Origin of the sequence: Nocardia miyunensis NBRC 108239 (assembly GCF_001613065.1) — a bacterium.
Lineage (GTDB): Bacteria > Actinomycetota > Actinomycetes > Mycobacteriales > Mycobacteriaceae > Nocardia > Nocardia miyunensis.
Map to the genome: position 1 here is coordinate 2288 of NZ_BDBQ01000051.1, position 22250 is coordinate 24537.

The 22250-nt window shown below is 69.8% G+C and carries 1 protein-coding gene (cut by a window edge); it reads left to right on the forward strand.

Annotated elements, in window-relative coordinates; all coding sequences use genetic code 11:
* Positions 1-22250, forward strand: partial view of a non-ribosomal peptide synthetase gene (locus tag NM2_RS22235; RefSeq protein WP_067672114.1) — the 5' portion only. Its footprint extends 28207 nt past the window's final position; only the first 22250 of its 50457 coding nucleotides appear in the window; the start codon lies at positions 1-3; the stop codon falls past the right edge of the window.

Sequence of the window (22250 nt, forward strand, 5' to 3'; positions counted from 1 at the left end):
TTGGACCGGCGGGAATTCGGCGGGAACGGCGAAGCTGGCAGCGAGATCGCGGCCGCGCCGGACTCCGGGGAGGCGCTCTTCCCGTTGTCGCCGGCGCAGCTGGGTATCTGGTATGCCCAGCATCTGGACCCGCAGGTGCCGATCACCATCGCCCAGTACGTCGACCTGCACGGCGACCTGGACGTCGATGTGCTCGAGCGGGCCAGTATCGATGCCTCCCGCGAGCTCGGGTCGGGCTTCCTGCGCATCGTCGAGCGCGACGGTCAGCCCCTGCAGTGGATCGACCACGCCATCGCGGACACCGACAAGGTCACCTACGTCGACCTGCGCGATGAGGCCGATCCCGAGGCTGCCGCGCAGGCGTGGATGCGCGCGGAGTACAGCGGCCCGCTGAATCCGATCACCGATCGGCTCGTCGCCGTCGCGGCCCTGCGACTGGCCGACGACCATTGGTACTGGTACTCGCGCGCCCACCACATCGTGCTCGACGGCTTCGGCGCGATGACCAATCAGCGTCGCATCGCCGAGCTGTACACCGCGTACATCGCCGGGGCCGAGCCCAAGCCCGCCAAGGCCGCCGATCTGCCTTCGCTGGTCGAATCCGAATTCGCCTACCGGGACAGCACCCGCTTCCAGTCCGACAAGGAACACTGGGCGCAGCGGGTGGCCGGACTCGAGGAGGGTTCGAGCCTGACCGGCCGTTCGGCCCCGCCCGCACCGCTGAACGGCGTGGTGTCCGAGGCGTTGTCGGATGAGCGCAACGAGCTGCTGGACGCGGCGGTGCGCGGCTACGACTCCTCGCCCGCGGCGCTGCTCATCGCGGGATTCGCGGCCTATCTGGCGCAGTGGACCGGAGCCGAGGACGTCATCCTGAGCCTGCCGGTGACCGCCCGCACCACCGCGCTGATGCGCCGCTCGGGCGGTGTCACCTCGAATATCGTGCCGATGCGCCTGCACGTGGGACACGAGACCACGGTCGCGGATCTGCTGCGCGCGGTGACCGTCGAGGTCTCCGGCGCGCTGCGGCATCAGCGCTACCGGCACGAGGACATCCGGCGCGACAGCGCGGGCGAGGGCGCCGCGGTCACCAAGCAGTTCTTCGGGCCGTGGGTCAACATCATGTTGTTCCAGGACGAACTGGCGCTGGGTCCGCTGGTCGGCCAGCTGCATGTGCTCTCGACCGGATCCATCGAGGATCTGGGCGTCAACTTCTATCAGACCGAGGGCGGCGCGCGCTCGCGCATCGACTTCGAGACCAACCCGAACCTGTACTCCGAAGATCAAGCGCAACAGCATCATTCGCGTTTCCTGGAGTTCTTCGACCGGTTCCTCGCGGCCGAGGCCGGGCAACCGGTGTGGGCGCTGCCGATCACCACCGCCGCCGAGCTGGACCGGACCCTGGTCGAATGGAACGAGTCCACGCACGAGGTTCCCGAGACGACGCTCGCGGCGCTGCTGGACGCGCAGATGCGGCGCACCCCTTCGAGCGTCGCGCTCGAGTTCGAGGGTGACACGCTCACCTACGCCGAGTTCTCCGCCCGGGTCAACCGGCTCGCCCGGCATCTGATCGCCGACGGCGTGGGCCCGGAATCGCTTGTGGCCCTTGGCATGCGACGTTCGCTGGAACTGGTGATCGGCATGCACGCGGTACTGCAGGCCGGTGGCGCGTACGTGCCGATCGATCCCGATCACCCGGCCGAGCGCACCGCGTACATCCTGGACTCCGCGGCACCGGTCTGCGTGCTGACCGTCTCGGGTGACGGGGTGGAGCTGCCCGAGTCGGTGCGGCGGCTGCCGATCGACACCCTGGACCTGTCCGAGTACTCCGCCGATCCGATCGCCGACGCGGACCGGCTTGCGCCGCTGCGTGATTCGAATACCGCGTACGTCATCTACACCTCCGGTTCCACCGGTCGCCCCAAGGGCGTCGCGGTTACCCACCGGGCGATCGTCAACCAGCAGCTGTGGATGCTCGAGCAGTACGGTTTCACGGCCGACGACGTCTACCTGCAGAAGACCGCGACCACCTTCGACGTCTCGCTGTGGGGCTATTTCCTGCCGCTGCTGTCCGGCGCGAAACTGATCGTCGCCACACCGGACGGGCATCGGGACCCGGTCTACGTCGCGGAGATGATCCGCCGCCACGGGGTCACGATCACCGACTTCGTGCCCTCGATGCTGACCGTCTTCGTCGCCTCGGCCTCCCGCGACGACTGTGCCACGCTGCGTGCGGTTTTCGTCATCGGCGAGGCCCTGCCGCCGGAGACGGCCGCGGGTTTCCGGGCGATCAGCGACGCCGGTCTGCACAACCTGTACGGCCCCACCGAGGCCGCGGTCTCGGTCACCCACCGGACCGCGACCGAAGCCGACACCACGGTCGTGCCGATCGGCGTGCCCGAGTGGAATGTCGAAGTGTACGTGCTGGATTCGCGGCTGCGCCCGGTCGCGATCGATGCGCCGGGCGAGCTGTACCTGGGCGGCCGGCAGCTGGCGCGCGAGTACCGCGGCCGGGCCGATCTGACCTCGGACCGGTTCGTCGCGAATCCCTACGGCCTGCCCGGTGAGCGCATGTACCGCACCGGTGACCTGGTGCGCTGGGACGACGGCGGTGAGCTGGAGTACATCGGCCGCACCGACTTCCAGGTGAAGTTCCGCGGTCAGCGTATCGAGCTGGGTGAGATCGAGACCGATCTGCTCGCGCATCCGGCGGTGAGCCAGGCCGTGGTGCTGGTCGCCGATACCGCCACCGGTCAGCAGCTGGTGGCCTATGTCGTTGCCGCGCCGGGACTTTCGGTCGATCCGGTGGAACTGAGCCGATTCGCCGCCGAGCAGCTGCCCGCCTACATGGTGCCCGCGGCGATCATGGTGCTGGATGCCTTCCCGCTCAACACCTCCGGCAAGCTGGATCGAAAAGCGTTGCCGGAGCCGGTGTTCAGCGCCGACGCGGCCGGATACCGGGCCCCGCGCACGCAGGCCGAGGAGATCGTCGCGGGGATCTTCGCCGATGTGCTGAGCCAGGATCGGGTCGGCGCCGACGACGACTTCTTCGATCTGGGCGGCAACTCGCTGGTCGCCACCCAGGTGGTCTCGCGCATCTCCGCCGCGTTCGGCATCACCCTGGGCGTGCGCGCGCTGTTCGAGACGCCCACCGTGGCGGCCATCGCCGCGCGTGCCGAATCCGCAACGCCCGCACAGGTTTCCAGGCCGCCGCTGGTCGCCCAGCACACCGGGGAGAACGGCGAGCCGGTGCCGCTGTCGCTGGCCCAGCAGCGGATGTGGTTCATCAACCAGTTCGATCCGACCGTCCCGACCTACAACCTGCCGTTCGTGGTGCGGTTGCGCGGCGCGGTCGACATCGACGCGCTGACCGCGGCCCTGCTGGATGTCATGACGCGTCAGCAGTCGCTGCGCACGCTGTTCCCCGAATCTCCCGACGGCGGCGGCCACCAGCAGGTGCTGCCCGTAGAGGAGATCGATCTCGGTATCGCGGTGCTGCCGATCGCCGAGGCCCGATTGACCGCCGCCCTGGCCGAATTCGCGTCCACCGGTTTCGATGTGACGAGCGAGCTGCCGATCCGGGTGCGGGTCTACAAGGTTTCCGGCGGATCCAGCACGCCCGGTACCGATTACGCGATGGCCTTCGTGGTGCATCACATCGCCGCGGACGGTTTCTCGTTCGGTCCGCTGGCGCGCGATGTGACCGCCGCCTATCTGGCGCGCGCGGCGGGTGAGCCGCCCGCCTGGTCCCCGCTTCCGGTGCAGTACACCGACTTCAGCGTGTGGCAGCGCGAGGTGCTGGGCTCCGAGGACGATCCGGATTCGATGGCCGCCCGCGAGATCGCCTACTGGCAGGGCGCTCTGGCGGGCCTGCCCGATCAGCTGGATCTGCCGACCGATCGCCCGCGCCCGCCCGTGCAGAGCTTCCACGGCAGCCGCGTGACGTTCGACATCGATCGGGACCTGCACATTCTGTTGTCGAGATTGGCTCGGGCACAGGGTGTTTCGCTGTTCATGGTGTTGCACGGCGCGCTGGCGGTGCTGCTGGCGCGGCTGTCGGGCACCGAGGACATCGCGATCGGCACCCCGATCGCGGGTCGCGGCGAGCAGGCGCTGGACGATCTGATCGGCATGTTCGTCAACACCCTGGTGCTGCGCTCGCAGATCGACGCCGGTGAGACGTTCACCGAACTGCTCTCCCGCACAAGGGAAATCGACCTCGCCGGATTCGCGCACGCGGACGTCCCGTTCGAGCGGCTGGTCGAGGTGCTCAACCCGGCCCGCTCGCAGGCGCGGCATCCGCTGTTCCAGGTGATGCTCTCGTTCCAGGAGCTCTCGCACGCCACCATGGAGATGGCCGGGCTCACGGTGAGCGCCGACGAACTCGACGTCGACATAGCCAAATTCGATCTGCAGTGGACCCTGACCGAGCAGCGCGGCGCGGACGGCGCCCCCGCCGGGGTGTCCGCGGTGATCTCCTACGCCACGGATCTGTTCGACGCGAGCACCGTCGCCGCATTCGGTGATCGCTTCCTGCGGACGCTGCACGCGGTCGTCTCCGATCCGGCGCGCCCGATCGGCGATATCGAACTGCTCGACAACGCCGAGCGTGCCCTGGTGCTGCGTGAGTACAACGCCACCGCCAGCCCGGTTCCGGACACGGCCACGCTGGCTTCGCTGTTCATCCGGCAGGCCGAACGCACCCCCGAAGCACCCGCTCTGACCTTCGAGCGGACGACGCTGACCTACGGCGAGTTCGCCGCCCGGGTGTATCGCCTGGCCCGGCATCTGACCGACCTCGGTGTCGGCCCGGATTCCCTTGTGGCACTGGGCATGCGACGTTCGATCGACCTGGTCGTCGGCATGTACGCGGTGACCGTGGCCGGTGGCGCGTACGTCCCGCTGGATCCGGATCATCCGGCCGAGCGCACCCGCTACGTGCTGGACACCGCGCGTCCGGTGTGCGTGCTGAGCACAGCCGACGACGAATTCGAGACCGGAACCGACGTCCCGCTGCTGGAGATCGACCGGCTCGATCTGTCGGACTACTCCGGCACGCCGCTGACCGACGCCGATCGGCTCGCCCCGCTGCGCCCGACGAACACGGCTTACGTGATCTTCACCTCCGGTTCGACGGGTCGTCCGAAGGGTGTGGCGGTGCCGCACGGCGCGATCGTGAACCGCCTGCTGTGGATGCAGCACGAATACCACCTGGACGGCGCCGATGTCGTCGTGCAGAAGACCCCGGCCACCTTCGACGTGTCGGTGTGGGAGTTCTTCTGGCCCTTGCAGGTCGGCGCCAGGCTGGTGGTCGCCAAACCCGACGGGCACCGCGACCCGGCGTACCTGATGCGGTTGATCACCGGCGAGCGGGTCACCACGGCGCATTTCGTGCCGTCCATGCTCGCGACGTTCGTGACCGAGATCGGCGCGGCCTCACCCGACGAACTCGACGGACTGGGCCTGCGGCAGGTGTTCGCCTCGGGCGAAGCGCTGCCCGCGGTGACCGCGCGGCGGCTGATCGAGCTGACCGGCGCGCGCCTGCACAACCTGTACGGCCCGACCGAGGCCGCGGTCGACGTCACCTATCACGAGGTGAACGAGCTCGACACGGTCTCGGTGCCGATCGGCCGCCCGGTGTTCAATACCGCTGTCTACGTTCTGGATTCGCGGCTGCGGCCGGTTCCGGTGGGTGTCGCGGGTGAGCTGTATCTCGCGGGCACGCAGCTGGCGCGCGCGTACGTGGCCCGCCCGGATCTGACCGTGGACCGTTTCGTGGCCGACCCGTTCGCGGGCGCGGCCGGCGAGCGCATGTACCGCACCGGCGACCTGGTCAAGTGGACCGTCGCGGGTGAGCTGGAATATCTGGGCCGCACCGACTTCCAGGTGAAGCTGCGCGGCCTGCGCATCGAGCTCGGCGAGGTCGAATCCGCGCTGACGGCCATCGATTCGGTCGCGCAGGCCGTCGCGGTGGTGCGTTCGGACGGCCATCTGGGCGATCAACTGGTCGGCTATCTCGTCGCCGCGCCCGACCACGAGGTCGACACCGACGTCGTGCGCGCCGAACTGACCGAGGCCCTGCCCGGCTACATGGTTCCCTCGGCACTGGTGGTGCTGGATGCGCTGCCGCTCAACGCCTCCGGCAAACTGGACCGCCGCGCGTTGCCCGCGCCGGTGTTCGAGCTGCGCGAATTCCGCGCTCCCACAACGCCGATCGAGGAGATCGTCGCGCGGACCTTCGGCGAGGTGCTGGGCCTGGCCCGGGTCGGCGTCGACGACGACTTCTTCGATCTGGGCGGCAACTCGCTGATCGCCACGCAGGTCGCCTCCCGGCTGGGCATCGCGCTGGACACCCGGGTGCCGGTGCGCATGCTGTTCGACGCGAGCACCGTCGCCGCGCTGGCGATCCGGATCGAATCCCACGTCGGCGACGGCGGCCGTGAGGCGCTGGTCGCCCGCGAGCGGCCCGATCGGGTGCCGCTGTCGCTGGCGCAGCAGCGGATGTGGTTCCTGAACCGCTACGACACCGCCTCCTCGGTCAACAACATCCCGGTGGCCATCCGGCTGTCCGGTGAACTGGACGTCGCGGCGCTGCAGGTCGCGGTCATCGACGTGATCGACCGGCACGAGTCGCTGCGCACGGTGTTCCCGGAGACCGGCAGCGCGCCGGTTCAGGTGGTGCTGGACGCGGCGCAGATCGTGCCCGACCTGACCCCGATCCCGGTGACCGAGACCAATATCGTCGAGCACCTGATCGAGCTGGCCTCGATGGCATTCGACGTGACCAGCGAAGTGCCTTTGCACGCAAGGCTTTTCGAGATCAGCGAGACCGAGTACGTGCTCGGCATGGTGGTGCACCACATCTCCGCCGACGGCTGGTCGATGGGACCGCTGGCCCGCGACGTGATGGTCGCCTATGCCGCGCGCACCACCTGGGAACCCCCGGCCTGGGCGCACCTGCCGGTGCAGTACGCCGACTACGCGCTGTGGCAGCGCGAGGTGCTCGGCTCGGAGGACGACCAGAACTCGTTGATCTCCAACCAGATTCGCTACTGGACCCGCGAGCTGGCCGATCTGCCCGACGAGCTGACGCTGCCCTCGGATCGGCCGCGTCCGGCCGTGGCCACCTATCGCGGCGGCACACACACCTTCGTCATCTCGCCCGAGATCCAGTCCCGGCTCGTGGAATTGGGCCGGCGGCACAACGCCTCGCTGTTCATGGTGATGCACGGTGCGCTGGCCGTACTGCTGGCCCGGCTGTCCGGGACCACGGACATCGCCATCGGCACGCCGGTGGCCGGTCGTGGCGAGGCGGCGCTGGACGATCTGATCGGCATGTTCGTCAACACGCTGGTGCTGCGGACCGAGGTGCGCGACACCGCGAGCTTCGCCGATCTGCTCGGCCGGTCGCGCAATACCGACCTGCAGGCCTTCGCGCACGCCGACGTCCCGTTCGAGCGGCTGGTCGAGGTGCTCAACCCGGCCCGCTCGCAGGCGCGTCATCCGCTGTTCCAGGTCGCGCTGTCGTTCGAGAATCTGCCCGAGCGCAATTTCGAACTGCCTGGATTGCGGGTCAGCACGGTCGATTTCGATGTGGAGACCGCGAAATTCGACCTCGCGCTGACCCTGCGCGAGACCGGCGCCGACAACGCCGGGATGCTGGGCGAATTCTCCTTCGCCCGGGACCTGTTCGACGAGCCCACCATCGCGGTGTTCGCCGAACGTTTCATGCGCCTGCTCGAGCAGATCACCGAGCGCCCCGAGCTGGCGGTGGGGGATCTGGAGATCCTGGCCGAGGCCGAGCGCGCCGAACTGCTCACCCGCCGTGGGGATGTGGCGATCGAGCCGTCCACGCTGCCGGAGATCATGGCCGCCGCGGTGGCGGCCAATCCGGACGGCCAGGCCGTCGTCTTCCGCGGACGCTCGCTGACCTACGCCGAATTGGACGCGGCCGCCAACCGGCTGGCCCGGGTCCTGATCGAGCGCGGCGCGGGACCCGAAGTGCTTGTGGCCGTGGCAGTTCCGCGATCGGTCGAATCGGTGCTGGCGATCTGGGCGGTGACCCGTACGGGTGCGGCGTACCTGCCGGTCGATCCGGCCTACCCGGCCGACCGCATCGCGCACATGATCTCCGATTCCGGTGCGCGACTGGGCATCACGCTGCTCGACGAGGTCGACGCGCTGCCGCCGATGGCGGGCGCGGGCTGGCTCGCCCTGGACGATCCGGAGCTGACCGCGGCGGCCGAGGCCGTCTCGCCCGCGCCGGTCACCGATGCGGATCGCCGCAGCCCGCTGCGGCCGCGGAACATCGCCTACGTCATCTATACCTCCGGCTCCACCGGTCTGCCCAAGGGCGTCGTGGTCACCCATGCGGGTCTAGCCAACTTCAGTGCGCTGCAGGTGGAACGCTATGGCCTGGACCGTGATTCGCGGGCGCTGGCCTTCGCCTCGCCGTCCTTCGACGCCTCGGTGCTGGAGATGCTGCTGGCCGTGGGTTCTGCCGGCGCCCTGGTGGTCGTGCCGCCGGGCACCTACGGCGGTGAGGAACTCGGCGAGCTGATCGCGCGCGAGCGCGTCACGGTCGGGCTGATCACGCCCTCGGTGCTGGCCTCGCTGGATCCGGCCGCCCTGACCGGGATGGCGGTCATCATCGCGGGCGGTGAGGCCGTCTCGGCCGATCTGGTCGCGAAATGGTCTGCCGCGCCGAGTAATTCGGGCACCGACCGGCGGTTCCACAATGCCTACGGTCCGACCGAGGCGACCGTGGCCACCAACATCAGCGAGCGGCTGCGGCCCGGCGATCCGGTCACCATCGGCGGTCCGGTCCGGGGTATGCGCGCCCTGGTTCTGGACAGTCGCCTGCACCCGGTGCCCGAGGGGGTCGCGGGTGAGCTGTACGTCGGCGGAATCCAGTTGGCCCGAGGCTATTTCGCGCGCAGCGAACTGACCGCGGCGCGATTCGTGGCCGATCCGTACGGCGGTCCGGGCGAGCGGCTGTACCGCACCGGTGACGTGGTGCGCTGGCGGCGCACCGGCCGCGACGCGACTCCGGTCGTGGAATACGTGGGCCGCAACGACTTCCAGGTGAAGATCCGCGGCTTCCGCATCGAACTGGGCGAGATCGATGCCACGCTGACCAGCCACCCGGACGTCGATTTCGCGGTCACCCTCGGCCACACGGTGGACAACGGCTCGACCGTGCTGGTGTCCTATGTGCGCGCGGTGCCGGGGCACGCGGTCGACGTGGCCGCGGTCTCGACCCATGTCGCGGACCGGCTGCCGGGCTATATGGTCCCCACCTCGATCATGGTGCTGGACGAGATCCCGCTGACCCCGGTCGGCAAGCTCGATCGCCGCGCGCTGCCCGCGCCCGAGCTGAGCACCCGCGAATTCCGCGCACCCTCGACGCCGCTCGAGGAGCTGGTCGCGGGCATCTTCGTCGAGTTGCTGGGCACCGAGCAGATCGGCGCGGACGACGATTTCTTCGCCCTGGGCGGCAACTCGCTGATCGCCACCCAGGTCACCGCTCGTCTGAGCGCCGCGCTGGACGCGCAGGTCGGGGTGCGGACGCTGTTCGAGGCGCCGACCGTGGCCGGACTGGCCGCGCGGGTGAGCACCCAGACCGGATCCGGTGAGCGCCAGGCGCTCACAGCACGCCCGCGGCCGGAACGTCCGCCGTTGTCACCGGCGCAGCAGCGGATGTGGTTCCTGAACCGCTTCGACACCGATTCCGCGGCCAACAACATCGCGGTGGCGGTGCAGTTGCGCGGCGAGCTGGATCTGGCCGCGCTGCGCGGCGCGGTGGGCGATATCGTCGCCCGGCACGAATCGCTGCGCACGGTGTACCCCTCGCACGAGGGCGTCGGCTATCAGCAGGTGCTGCCCGCGGCCCAGGCGTTCCCGGGCATCGATCTGATCGACGTGATCGACGCCGGTGAATTGCACGCCGGGCTCGCCGAATTCGCCGGACGCGGCTTCGACGTCACGGCGCAGGCCCCGGTGCGGCTGCGGCTGTTCCGCAGCGGTCCGACCGATCACGTGCTCGCCGTCGTCGCGCATCACATCGCCGCGGACGGTTTCTCGATGCGCCCGCTGGTGCGCGACCTGATGGTCGCCTATGTCGCGCGGGGCGAGGGCCATGCTCCCGAGTGGGCTCCGCTGCCGATCCAGTACGTGGATTACGCACTGTGGCAACGGGATCAGCTCGGTTCCGAGGACGATCCGCGCTCGGTGGTGTCCACCCAGCTCGACTACTGGCGCACCACGCTGTCCGGACTGCCCGAGGAACTGCGGCTGTCCACCCGCCCGCGTCCGCCGATCGCGTCGTACGCGGCCGGGACGCACCGGTTCCAGGTGCCCGGCTACCTCGTCGACGCGCTCAACGATGTGGCTCGCACACACGGCAGCACACTGTTCATGGTGGTGCACAGCGCCTTCGCGGCTCTGCTGGCCCGCCTGAGCGGCACCGACGACATCGCGGTCGGCATCCCGGTCGCCGGTCGCGGCGAGCAGGCCCTGGACGATCTGGTCGGCATGGTCGTCAACACGCTGGTGTTGCGCACGCCGGTGGATTCCGGCGCGGCCTTCACCGAGCTGCTGGCCGATGTGCGCGAACGTGATCTGGGTGCGTTCGCGCATGCGGGCGTGCCGTTCGAGCGGCTGGTCGAGGTGGTCGATCCGGCTCGCTCGCAGGGCCGCCACCCGCTGTTCCAGGTCATGCTGACCTTCCAGAACATGGGCCCGACCATGCTCGAGCTGCCCGGGTTGAGCGTCTCCGAGCTGCGTGCCGACGCGCCGATGGCCAAGTTCGATCTGCAGCTGACCCTGTCCGAGACCGTTGCCGGCGAGGGCCCGGACACCGCGATGGACGCCGAACTCGTCTATGCCGCAGATCTTTTCGACTCCGCGTTCGCCCGGACGTTCGGTGCGCGGTTCGTGCGCGTGCTCGAGGCCGTCGTGGCCGACCCGTCCGCCGCGGTGGGTGATCTGGAACTGCTCGACCCCACCGAGCGGGTCCGGGTGCTGCGCCGCTGGAACGAGACCGACTTCGAGATCGCCGCGGCGCTGCCGAGCAGCTCGGACGACGCCGCGGACACGCTGATCTCCCTGTTCGAGGCGCAGGCTGCGCGGACGCCGGACGCGCCCGCGCTGAGCTTCGAGGGGACAACCCTGTCCTACGGCGAGTTCGCCGACCGCGTCCGGCGGCTCGCGCGCTGGCTCGTCACGCAGGGCGTCGGCCCCGAATCCGTTGTCGCACTGGGCATGCGGCGTTCGATCGAGCTGGTGGTGGGCATCTACGCGGTGAGCGCCGCGGGCGGTGCGTATCTGCCGCTGGACCCGGACCATCCGATCGAGCGCAACGAGTACATCCTCGACACCGCCCGTCCGGCCTGTGTACTGACCAGCGATACCGATTTCGTCGATCTGCCCGGCGGGCGTGCCGGTGCGGACGCGCCGACGGTGGTCGAGGATCTGGATCTGTCGGTGTTCTCCGGCGCTCCGCTCACCGACGCCGATCGTGTCGCGCCACTGGATTCTTCGAATATCGCGTACGTGATCTTCACCTCCGGTTCGACGGGTCGCCCGAAGGGCGTGGCGGTGCCGCACGGTGCGATCGTGAACCGCCTGGTGTGGATGCACGCGCAGTACGGCCTGGCCGCGGATGACGTGGTGTTGCAGAAGACGCCCTCGACGTTCGACGTGTCGGTGTGGGAGTTCTTCTGGCCCTTGCAGATCGGTGCGCGACTGGTCGTCGCCAAGCCGGACGGTCATCGTGATCCGGCCTACCTGGCGGAGTTGATCGCGGCCGAGGGCGTGACGGTGGCGCACTTCGTTCCGTCCATGCTGGCGGTGTTCGTCGCCGCGCTGGCGAACGAGCGTGGGGTCGTGGCGATCGCGGGCGGCGTCCCGGCGGTGCGGCTGCGCAACGTCTTCGCCTCCGGTGAGGCGCTGCCCGGCCCGATCGCGCAGCAGTTGCGCGCGTTGACCGGTGCGCGCCTGCACAACCTGTACGGCCCGACCGAGGCCGCGGTCGACGTCACCTATCACGAGGTGACCGCTGCCGACAGCATCGCCGTGCCGATCGGCGCTCCGGTGTTCAACACCCGTGTGTACGTGCTGGATTCGCGGCTGCGGCCGGTTCCGGTGGGTGTCGCGGGTGAGCTGTATCTGGCGGGCGCGCAGCTCGCGCGCGGCTATGTGGCGCGGGCGGATCTGTCCGCGGATCGGTTCGTGGCCAACCCGTTCGGTGACGGCGAGCGCATGTACCGCACGGGCGACCTGGTCGTCTGGACGCCCAGCGGTGAGCTGGAATACCTGGGCCGCACCGACTTCCAGGTGAAGTTGCGCGGTCTGCGCATCGAACTGGGTGAGATCGAGTCCGCGCTGACCGCCATCGACGCGGTCGCGCAGTCGGTCGTGCTGGTGCGCGCCGACGAGCGCCTGGGCGATCAGCTGGTCGCCTACCTGGTCGCCGCGCCCGGTGCGCAGATCTCCGTCGACGTGGTGAAATCCGAACTGGGACAGCATGTTCCGGGTTACATGGTACCGACTGCCTTCGTGGTGCTGGACGAGTTCCCGCTCAACGCCTCGGGCAAGCTGGACCGCCGGGCGCTGCCCGAGCCGACTTTCGAGGCCCGGGTGTTCCGGGCCCCGGGCACCTCGGTCGAGCAGGCCGTGGCCGATACCCTCGCCGAGGTCCTCGGAGTGGAGCGGGTCGGTCTGGACGACGACTTCTTCGCCCTCGGCGGCAACTCGCTGCTGGCCACGCAGGTCGCCGCGCGCCTGGGCGCGGCGCTGGACACCGAGGTGCCGGTGCGTGTGCTGTTCGAGGCGTCCAGCGTCGCGGCGCTGGCCGCGCGCGTGGAATCGCATGCGGGACAGGGCGGTCGCACGCCGCTGACCCCGCGGCCGCGGCCCGAGCTGGTGCCGCTCTCGCCCGCGCAGCAGCGGATGTGGTTCCTGAACCGCTTCGATCACCGCACCGCGGTCAACAACATCCCGGTCGCCATCCGGTTGACCGGCGAGCTGGACCGGGACGCCTTCGCCGCCGCCGTGCGCGATGTGCAGATCCGGCACGAGGCGCTGCGAACCATCTACCCCGAGACCGAGGGCGTCGGCTATCAGCAGGTCCTGCCCGCGCCGTCGGTGGAGTTCGAACTCACCGCCGAACCGGTGACCGAGGCGGAATTGCCCGCGCGCATCCTGGAACTGGCCAGTGTGCACTTCGACGTCACCGCCGAGATCCCCTTCCGCGCAAGCCTTCTGGAGGTGACCCGCGCGGCGGCTCCGGGCCGTAATGGCGACCGTCGGCAGTTGCCCGACGAACACGTCGTGGTGCTGGTGATGCACCACATCAGCGGTGACGGCTTCTCGCTGCGGCCGCTGCTGCGCGATGTGGTGGCCGCCTACTCCGAGCGCTCGCGCGGTGAGGCCCCCGCCTGGACGCCCCTGCCGGTGCAGTACGCGGACTACGCGCTGTGGCAGCACGAGGTGCTCGGCACGCCGGACGACTCCGCCTCGGCGACCGCGCGGCAGATCGCCTACTGGGCCGAGCAGCTGCGCGACCTGCCCGAGCAGATCGATCTGCCGGCGGATCGGCCGCGTCCGGAGGCCGCCACCAATTCCGGTGGTACGCACAACTTCTCGATCGACGCCGAACTGCACGGCGCGCTGACCGAATTGGCCCGCGCGCACGGTGTCACGCTGTTCATGCTGATGCACGCGGTGCTGGCCACCTGGGCGGCGCGGCTGTCCGGCAGCCGCGACATCGCCATCGGCACGCCGATCGCGGGCCGCGGCGAGCGCGCGCTCGACGACATGGTCGGCATGTTCGTCAACACGCTCGTGCTGCGGACCGAGGTCCGCCCGGACGTTCGGTTCGCCGAACTGCTGGACGAGGTGCGCCGCACCGATCTGGCCGCGTTCGGCCATGCCGACGTGCCGTTCGAAACTCTGGTGGACGTGCTGAGCCCGGTCCGCTCGCAGGCGCACCACCCGCTGTTCCAGGTCGTGCTGACCTTCGAGGCGACCGGTCAGCGTGACGCGGCCTCGGTGAGCCTGCCCGGCCTGGACCTCGAGGTCGTCGAATTCGACTCGGCCACTGCGAAGTTCGACATCCAGCTGACCGTCGGCGAGGCCGTCCCGGAGGATCCGGCCACGGCCGCCGGTGGGCTGTCGCTGTCCTGGAACTACGCCACCGATCTGTTCGATCCCGCGACCGTCGCGGCCTTCTCGGACCGGTTGCTGCGCATCCTGCACGCCGTGGTCGAGGATCCGGCGGCGGTGCTCGGCGATATCGATCTGCTCGGTGAGGCCGAGCGGCTCGATGTCACCAACCGCTGGGTGAGTTCGGGAATCGACACCCTCGACGCGGCGGACACCGCCGCACAGCATCCCGTGACGGCGCGTTTCGCCGATGCCGACCGGACCCTGTCGGATCTGTTCGACGAGATGGTCGTGGCGAATCCGGACCGGATCGCGGTGAAGTTCGGCGATGACCGGCTCACCTACACCTCCCTGGATCAGCGCGCGAACCAGTTGGCGCGCAGGCTGATCGACCAGGGCGCGGGGCCGGGCTCGCTGGTCGCGGTGATCCTGCCGCGCTCGGCGGATCTGGTGGTCGCCCTGCTCGCGGTGGTCAAGTCCGGCGCGGGTTACGTGCCGGTCGATCCGAGCTATCCGGCCGAGCGGATCTCCTATGTGCTGGGCGATTCGGATCCGGCGGTGGCGATCATCGACAGCACCGTCGAGATCGATCTGGGCGTGCGCGCGGACGGGACCGCGCTGCCGGTCGTGCTGATGGACCACTACGGCATCGATGTGCCCGATCTGCTGGACTCCGGGGAGCATCCGGTCACCGACGCCGACCGTCTCGCGCCGCTGCGCGCCCATGACGTCGCGTACGTCATCTACACCTCCGGTTCGACCGGCCGCCCCAAGGGCGTCGCGGTCGAGCACCGCAACGTGGTGCGGCTGTTCGCCAATACCGATCGGGACTTCGGTTTCGGCTCCGAGGACGTGTGGACGCTGTTCCACTCCTTCGCCTTCGACTTCTCGGTGTGGGAGCTGTGGGGTCCGCTGCTGTTCGGCGGCACCCTGATCGTGGTCGACTACTACACCTCGCGCTCGCCCGAACAGTTCCTGGAACTGCTGCGGCGCGAACGGGTCACGGTGCTCAACCAGACGCCGTCGGCGTTCTATCAGCTCGCCGAGGCGGACCGCAACGCCGTCTCCGATCCGCGGACCGCCGCGCGCCCGCTGTCGTTGCGGTACATCGTCTTCGGTGGCGAAGCGCTGGAGCTGCGCCGCCTCGCGGACTGGGTCGCGCGGTACGGTGCGGGCGCCGACGGCAGCACGCCGGGCAATCCGCAACTGGTCAACATGTACGGCATCACCGAGACGACCGTGCACGTGTCGTATCGGCCGATCGATGCCGAAACCGTTTCCGCTGCAACGGGTTCGGTCGTCGGCCGCGCCATCGCCGGACTGCGCGTGCGGGTGCTGGACGACCGCCTGCACCCGGTGCCGGTCGGGGTGGCCGGCGAGATGTACGTCTCGGGGCGTCAGCTCTCGCGCGGCTATCTGGGCCGCCCGGATCTGACCGCGACGCGGTTCGTTCCGGATATCTCGGGAGACAACGGTTCCCGGATGTACCGCACCGGTGACGTGGCGCGCTGGAACCGGCACGGTGAGCTGGAGTACCTGGGCCGCGCCGACGATCAGGTCAAGGTGCGCGGTTTCCGCATCGAACTCGGCGAGATCGAGGCCGCGGTGCTGGCCCAGCCGGGTATCGCCCAGACCGCCGTCATCGTGCGCGAGGACCAGCCCGGCGACCAGCGCATCGTCGCCTACGTGGTGCCCGAACCGGATTCCGCGCCGGCGCTGGACGTCGTGCGCGACGGCGCGGCCGAGCGGCTGCCCTCCTACATGGTGCCCACGGCCTTCGTGGTGCTGGATCGAATCCCGTTGACCGTCAACGGGAAACTGGATCGCCGGGCGCTGCCCGCACCCGCGGTGCAGGCCCGCGCCTACCGCGCGCCGGAGACGCCGGTGCAGGAGGCGGTGGCCGCGGTCTTCGCCGAGGTGCTCGGCATCGAGCGGTCCGCCGGACGCGGCGTCGGCCTGGACGACGACTTCTTCGAACTGGGCGGCAACTCGCTGATCGCGACCCGCGTGGTCGCGCGAATCGGCGCGGCGCTGGGTACCACGGTGGCGGTGCGCGCGCTGTTCGAGGCGCCCACCGTGGAGGCGCTGGCCGCGCGGGTGGAATCGCACACCGGTGACGACGCCGGGCCGCGGCTGGCCCCGCGCCCGCGCAACAGCGCCGATCTGGTGCCGCTGTCGTTCGCGCAGCAGCGGATGTGGTTCCTGAACCAGTACGACAAGTCCTCGGCGGCCTACAACCTGCCGCTGGCGATCCGGCTGTCCGGCGAACTCGACACCGCCGCACTGCAATTGGCGATCTTCGACGTGGTGCGGCGGCACGAGTCGCTGCGCACCCGCTATCCCGAGCACGGCGGCGCGCCGACCCAGCTGGTGGTGGCGGCCGAGCAGATCGCGCTGGACCTGCGCGCCTATCCGATCGGCGCGGACGAGCTGGCCGCCGCGCTCGCGGAGTTCGCGTCCATCGGATTCGATGTGGCCGAACAGGTTCCGTTGCGCGCCCGGCTGTTCCGGGTGCAGCCGGATGAGCACGTGCTGGTCGTGGTGGTGCATCACATCGCCGGTGACGCGATCTCGATGACGCCGCTGGCCCGCGACCTGATGACCGCGTACACCGCGCGCACCCAGGGCAGCGCTCCCGGCTGGACTCCGCTGCCGGTGCAGTACGCCGATTTCGCGATCTGGCAGCGCGAGGCGCTGGGCACCGAGGACGATCCGGACTCGCTGCTGTCGCGCCAGCTCGGCTACTGGCAGCAGGCGCTGGCCGGTATTCCGGACGAGCTGACCCTGCCCGCGGATCGCCCGCGGCCCGCGGTCGCCTCGCATCGCGGCGCCACGCTGTGGCGCACGTTGCCTCCGGAGCTGGTCTCGAAGCTGGAAGAGGTTGCGCGCCAGCGCGGTTCGTCGCTGTTCATGGTGATGCACGGTGCGCTGTCGGTGCTGCTTGCCCGGCTGTCCGGCGGCGACGACATCGCCGTGGGCACCCCGGTCGCCGGACGCGGTGAGGCCGCGCTCGACGATCTGGTCGGCATGTTCGTCAACACCCTGGTGCTGCGCACCGAGATCGATCGGTCCGAATCGTTCGGCGCGCTGCTGGATCGGGTGCGGCATACCGACCTGGACGCGTTCGGCAATGCCGACGTGCCGTTCGAGCGGCTGGTGGAGTTGCTCGCGCCCGAGCGGTCCCAGGCGCGCAATCCGCTGTTCCAGGTGGCGCTGTCGTTCCAGAACATGGAACGCGCCGGACTCGAGCTGCCGGGCCTGACGGTCTCGGCGCTGGATCTGGACGAGAACATCGCCCGCTTCGACCTGCAGTTCACCCTGTCCGAGCGGGACGCGGCCGGGATGTCCCTGGCGCTGACCTACGCGACCGAACTGTTCGACGAGGCCACCGCCGCGGAGTTCGTCACCCGCTGGCAGTGGGTGCTCGAGGCGATCGCCGCCGACCCGGAGGTGGTCGTCGGGACCATCGAGATCCTGGAACCCGCCGAACGTGCCGAGATCGTCTCTCGCACAGGCGGTCCCGCGCTCGCGCCGGGTACGCTGCCCGAGCTGCTGGCCGCGGCCGTCTCGCGCGATCCGGCCGCGCCGGCGGTGGTGTTCCGCGACATCCGGCTCAGCTACGGCGAACTCGACGAACGTTCGAATCGCCTGGCCCGCTTGCTGATCGATCGCGGCCTGGGCACCGAGGACCTGATCGCGATCGCGATTCCGCGTTCGGCGGACTCGTATTTCGCCGAATGGGGCGTGACCAAGTCGGGTGCGGCCTTCGTGCCGATCGACCCGTCCTATCCGGCCGACCGCATCGAGCACATGATCACCGATTCGGGCACCCCGATCGGCCTGACCGTGGCCTCGGTGCGCGCGGACCTGCCGGATTCGGTGCAGTGGCTGGTCCTGGACGAGCTGGACCTCGACGCGTTCGACGCGGCGGCGGTGACCGACGCGGACCGGGTGCGCCCGCTGCGGCCGTACAACCTCGCGTACGTCATCTACACCTCCGGTTCCACCGGTGTGCCCAAGGGCGTGGTGGTGCCGCACGCGGGTCTGGCCAACTTCAGCGCCGAGCAGGTCGCGCGCTACCGGCTCGACTCCGATTCGCGCACACTGCATTTCTCCTCGCCGAGCTTCGACGCCTCGCTGATGGAACTGCTGTTCGCGGTCGGCCCCGGCGGCACGCTGGTGATCGTGCCCACGGGCGTATTCGGCGGTGAGGAGCTGTACGAGCTGATCCGGCGCGAGCAGGTCAGCCATCTGTTCATCACCCCGGCCGCCCTGGCGACGCTGGATCCGGCCGGACTGGACAGCCTGCGGGTGCTGGCGGTCGGCGGTGAGGCGTATTCGCCGGAGCTGCTGGCCAAGTGGGCGATTCCGCTGGGCGGCCCGGACGGCCCGATCCGGTCCTTCCACAACATCTACGGCCCGACCGAGACTCAGATCGTGGTCAACATCGGCGAGCCGCTGCTGCCCGGCGACGCGCTGACCATGGGCGGGCCGAACCGCGGCGTGGGTTCGCTGGTGCTGGACAACCGGTTGCAGCCGGTGCCCGACGGTGTGGCCGGTGAGCTGTACGTCTCGGGTATCCAGGTCACCCGCGGATACCACGCGCGAGCGAGCCTGACCGCGGACAAGTTCGTGGCCAACCCGTTCGCACCGGGTGAGCGGATGTACCGCACCGGTGACGTGGTGCGCTGGACCTCGCGGCAACTGCGGGACGGCGCGCTCGAGCACCGCCTGGAGTATGTCGGCCGCTCGGACTTCCAGGTGAAGGTCCGCGGTTTCCGCATCGAGCTCGGCGAGATCGACACCGCGCTGACCTCGCACGAGGCCGTCGACTTCGCCGCGACGATCGGGCACCGCAGCGCCGCGGGCGCGACCTCGCTGGTGTCGTATGTCGTTGCGGCGCAGGGACATACGATCGACATCGCGGCCCTCACCGAACACATCGGCAAGCGGCTGCCCGCCTATATGGTGCCCGCGTCGGTGATGGTGCTGGACCACATCCCGCTGACCCCGGTCGGCAAGCTGGACCGCCGGGCGCTGCCCGAACCGGTCTTCGCCTCCGAGGCCGCCTTCACCGCGCCGCGCACTCCGCTCGAGCACACTCTCGCCGAGGTCTTCGCCGAGGTGCTGGGCATCGAGCGGGTCGGCATCGAGGATTCGTTCTTCGCGCTGGGCGGCGACAGTATCGTGTCCATCCAGCTGGTCGCGCGGGCCAAAGCGCGCGGCGTGGTGTTCTCCCCGCGCGACGTGTTCGAACAGCGCACCGTGGCCGCCCTCGCCGAGGTCGCCACCACGACCGACGCCCAGGGTGACGCGATGGCGCGGCTGCCCGAACTGCCCGGCGGCGGTGTCGGCACGATGCCGCTGACCCCGGTGGTGCGGTTCATGGTGGAGCGCCCCGGCGGTATCGGTCGCTTCAATCAGACTCTGGCACTGGAACTTCCGATCGGCATCGACCGCGCGGGTATCGCCGCGACGGTGGGCGCGGTCATCGACCGGCACGACATGCTGCGCGCGCGACTGCGTCGGCACGCGGGCGCGGAATGGATCATCGAGACGGCCGAACCGGGCACGGTCGACGCGGACGCGCTGATCGACCGGGTCGAATTCGACGCCTCGGCCGACGAGGACGCGGTCTTCGAAATCGCCAGCGCCGCACTGGATGCCACGCTGGACCGGCTGGATCCCGAAGCGGGCGTGGTGATCCGGTTCGTCTGGCTGCAGCCGGTCTCCGGCACGGGCGCCGAGCGCGCCGGACGACTCGTCGTCGCCGCGCACCACATGATCATCGACGGTGTGTCCTGGCGAATCCTGGTGCCGGACTTCGTGACCGCCTGGGGACAGCTGTCCTCCGGGCAGACACCGGAGCTCGCCGAACCGGGTACCAGCATGCGTACCTGGTCCCACGCGCTCGAGCAGGTCGCGTCCGAGCGCACCGGTGAACTGGAGCGGTGGCGTGCGGCGGTCGAGGGTCCGGACCCGCTGCTGACCGCGCGTCCCATGGATCCGGCCATCGACGTGTCGGGAGTCATCGCCCGCCATCGCGTCGAGGTGTCGGCCGAGGTCACCCGGGCACTGCTGACCACGGTTCCCGCCCTGTTCCACGGCGGCGTCAACGATGCCCTGGTGACCGCGCTGGTCCTGGCGACCGCGGCCTGGCGCGCCGAGCGTCTCGGCGAGGCCGACCAGGAGGGTTCGGATTCGCTGCTCATCCGGCTGGAAGGCCATGGGCGCGAAGAGGATCTGGTTCCGGGCGCGGATCTGTCCCGGACCGTCGGCTGGTTCACCGCGATCTATCCGGTTCGGGTGGATCTGTCCGGGATCGATGTCGCGGACGCGCTGACCGGCGGTCCCGCCATGGGCCGCGCGGTCAAGGCGATCAAGGAACAGTTGCGTGCCGTCCCGGACAAGGGCGTGGGCTACGGCCTGCTGCGTTACCTGAACCCGGACACCGCCGAGCAGCTTCCGGCGCAGTTGCCGGGCCAGGTCAGCTTCAACTACCTGGGCCGGGTCTCCGAGGGCGGCGTGCCCGAGTCGCTGCGCGGCTTCGGCTGGATTCCCGCACCCGAACTGGGTGCGCTCGGCGGCGACTACGACGCCGATATGCCCGCGATGGCCCCGCTGGACATCAACGCCATCGTGGTCGGTGATCAGCTCACCGCCAATATCGGCTACCCGACCACGCTGCTCGGCGACGAGGCGGTCGAGGGATTCGGCCGGTTGTGGATCGAGGCCGTGGAAGCGGTTGCGCGCCACGCGGATTCGGCGCAGGCGGGCGGGCACACCCCGTCGGACTTCGCCCTCGTGCGCAGCACCCAGCAGGATGTGGACGACTGGGAGCGCCGCTTCCCGGCGCTGACCGAGGTGTGGCCGCTGTCGGCCCTGCAGGCCGGTCTGCTGTTCCACGCTCAGCTGGCCGCCACCTCGGTGGACGTGTACACCGCACAGGCCGTGCTCACGCTGACCGGCCGAGTCGACGCGGACCGCCTGCGCGCGGCCGCGCAGGCGCTGGTGGATCGCTACGAGAATCTGCGCACCGCCTTCGTCACCGACGCCCAGGGCAATCCGGTGCAGTTGGTTCTGGACGGTGTGCGGGTGGCCTGGGCCGAACACGACTGCCGCCCGACGGTCGCGCGCGGCGGCGCGCGGGCGAGCGAGATCATCGAAGCCGACCGGACACAGCGGTTCGATCTCACCGAGCCGCCGCTGATCCGGTTCACGCTGATCCGGGTGGGCGAGCGCGAATGGCAGCTCGCGGTGTCCAACCACCACATCCTGCTGGACGGCTGGTCGATGCCGCTGCTCATGCGGGATCTGCTGGTGCTGTACGCGACCCGCGCCGACACCGCCGCGATGCCCCCGGTGCGCTCGTACCGGCACTTCCTGGAATGGGTTGCGCAGCAGGATCATTCGGCCTCGGTCGCGGCCTGGGCCGCGGCGCTGTCCGGTGTCTCCGAGCCGACCCTGCTGACCCGCCCGGATTCGGGCCGCGAGATCACCTCGCTGTCCGATGAATACCTGTTCGGCCTCGACGAGGCCGCCACCGCGCGACTCACCGAACTGGCGACCGGGCTCGGCGTCACGCCGAATACGGTGTTGCAGGTCGCGTGGGGAATTCTGCTGGGCCGCACCACCGGCCGCGACGACGTGCTGTTCGGCACCACGGTCTCGGGACGTCCGGCGCAGCTGCCGGGCGTGGAATCCATGGTCGGCCTGTTCATCAATACCGTTCCGGTGCGGGTGGACATCGATCCGGCCGAATCGGTGCGCGCGCTGCTCACCCGGACCCAGGGCGAACAGGCGGACCTGCTCGATCACCACTACGTCGGCCTGGCCGACATCCAGCAGGCCGCCGGAATGGGCGGACTGTTCGACACCCTGGTCGTGTTCGAGTCCTACCCGGTCGACTCCGAGGGCATCCGGGCGCAGGCCGCCGACATCGACGGTATGGCCGTCACCGGGCTCGAGGCCGCCGACGCCACGCACTATCCGCTGACCCTGATCGCGCAGCTCGACACCCGTCCGGGCGATACCGGGCAGAGCCTGCGGATCCGCGCCGGATATCTGCGAGATCTGTTCTCCGAGAG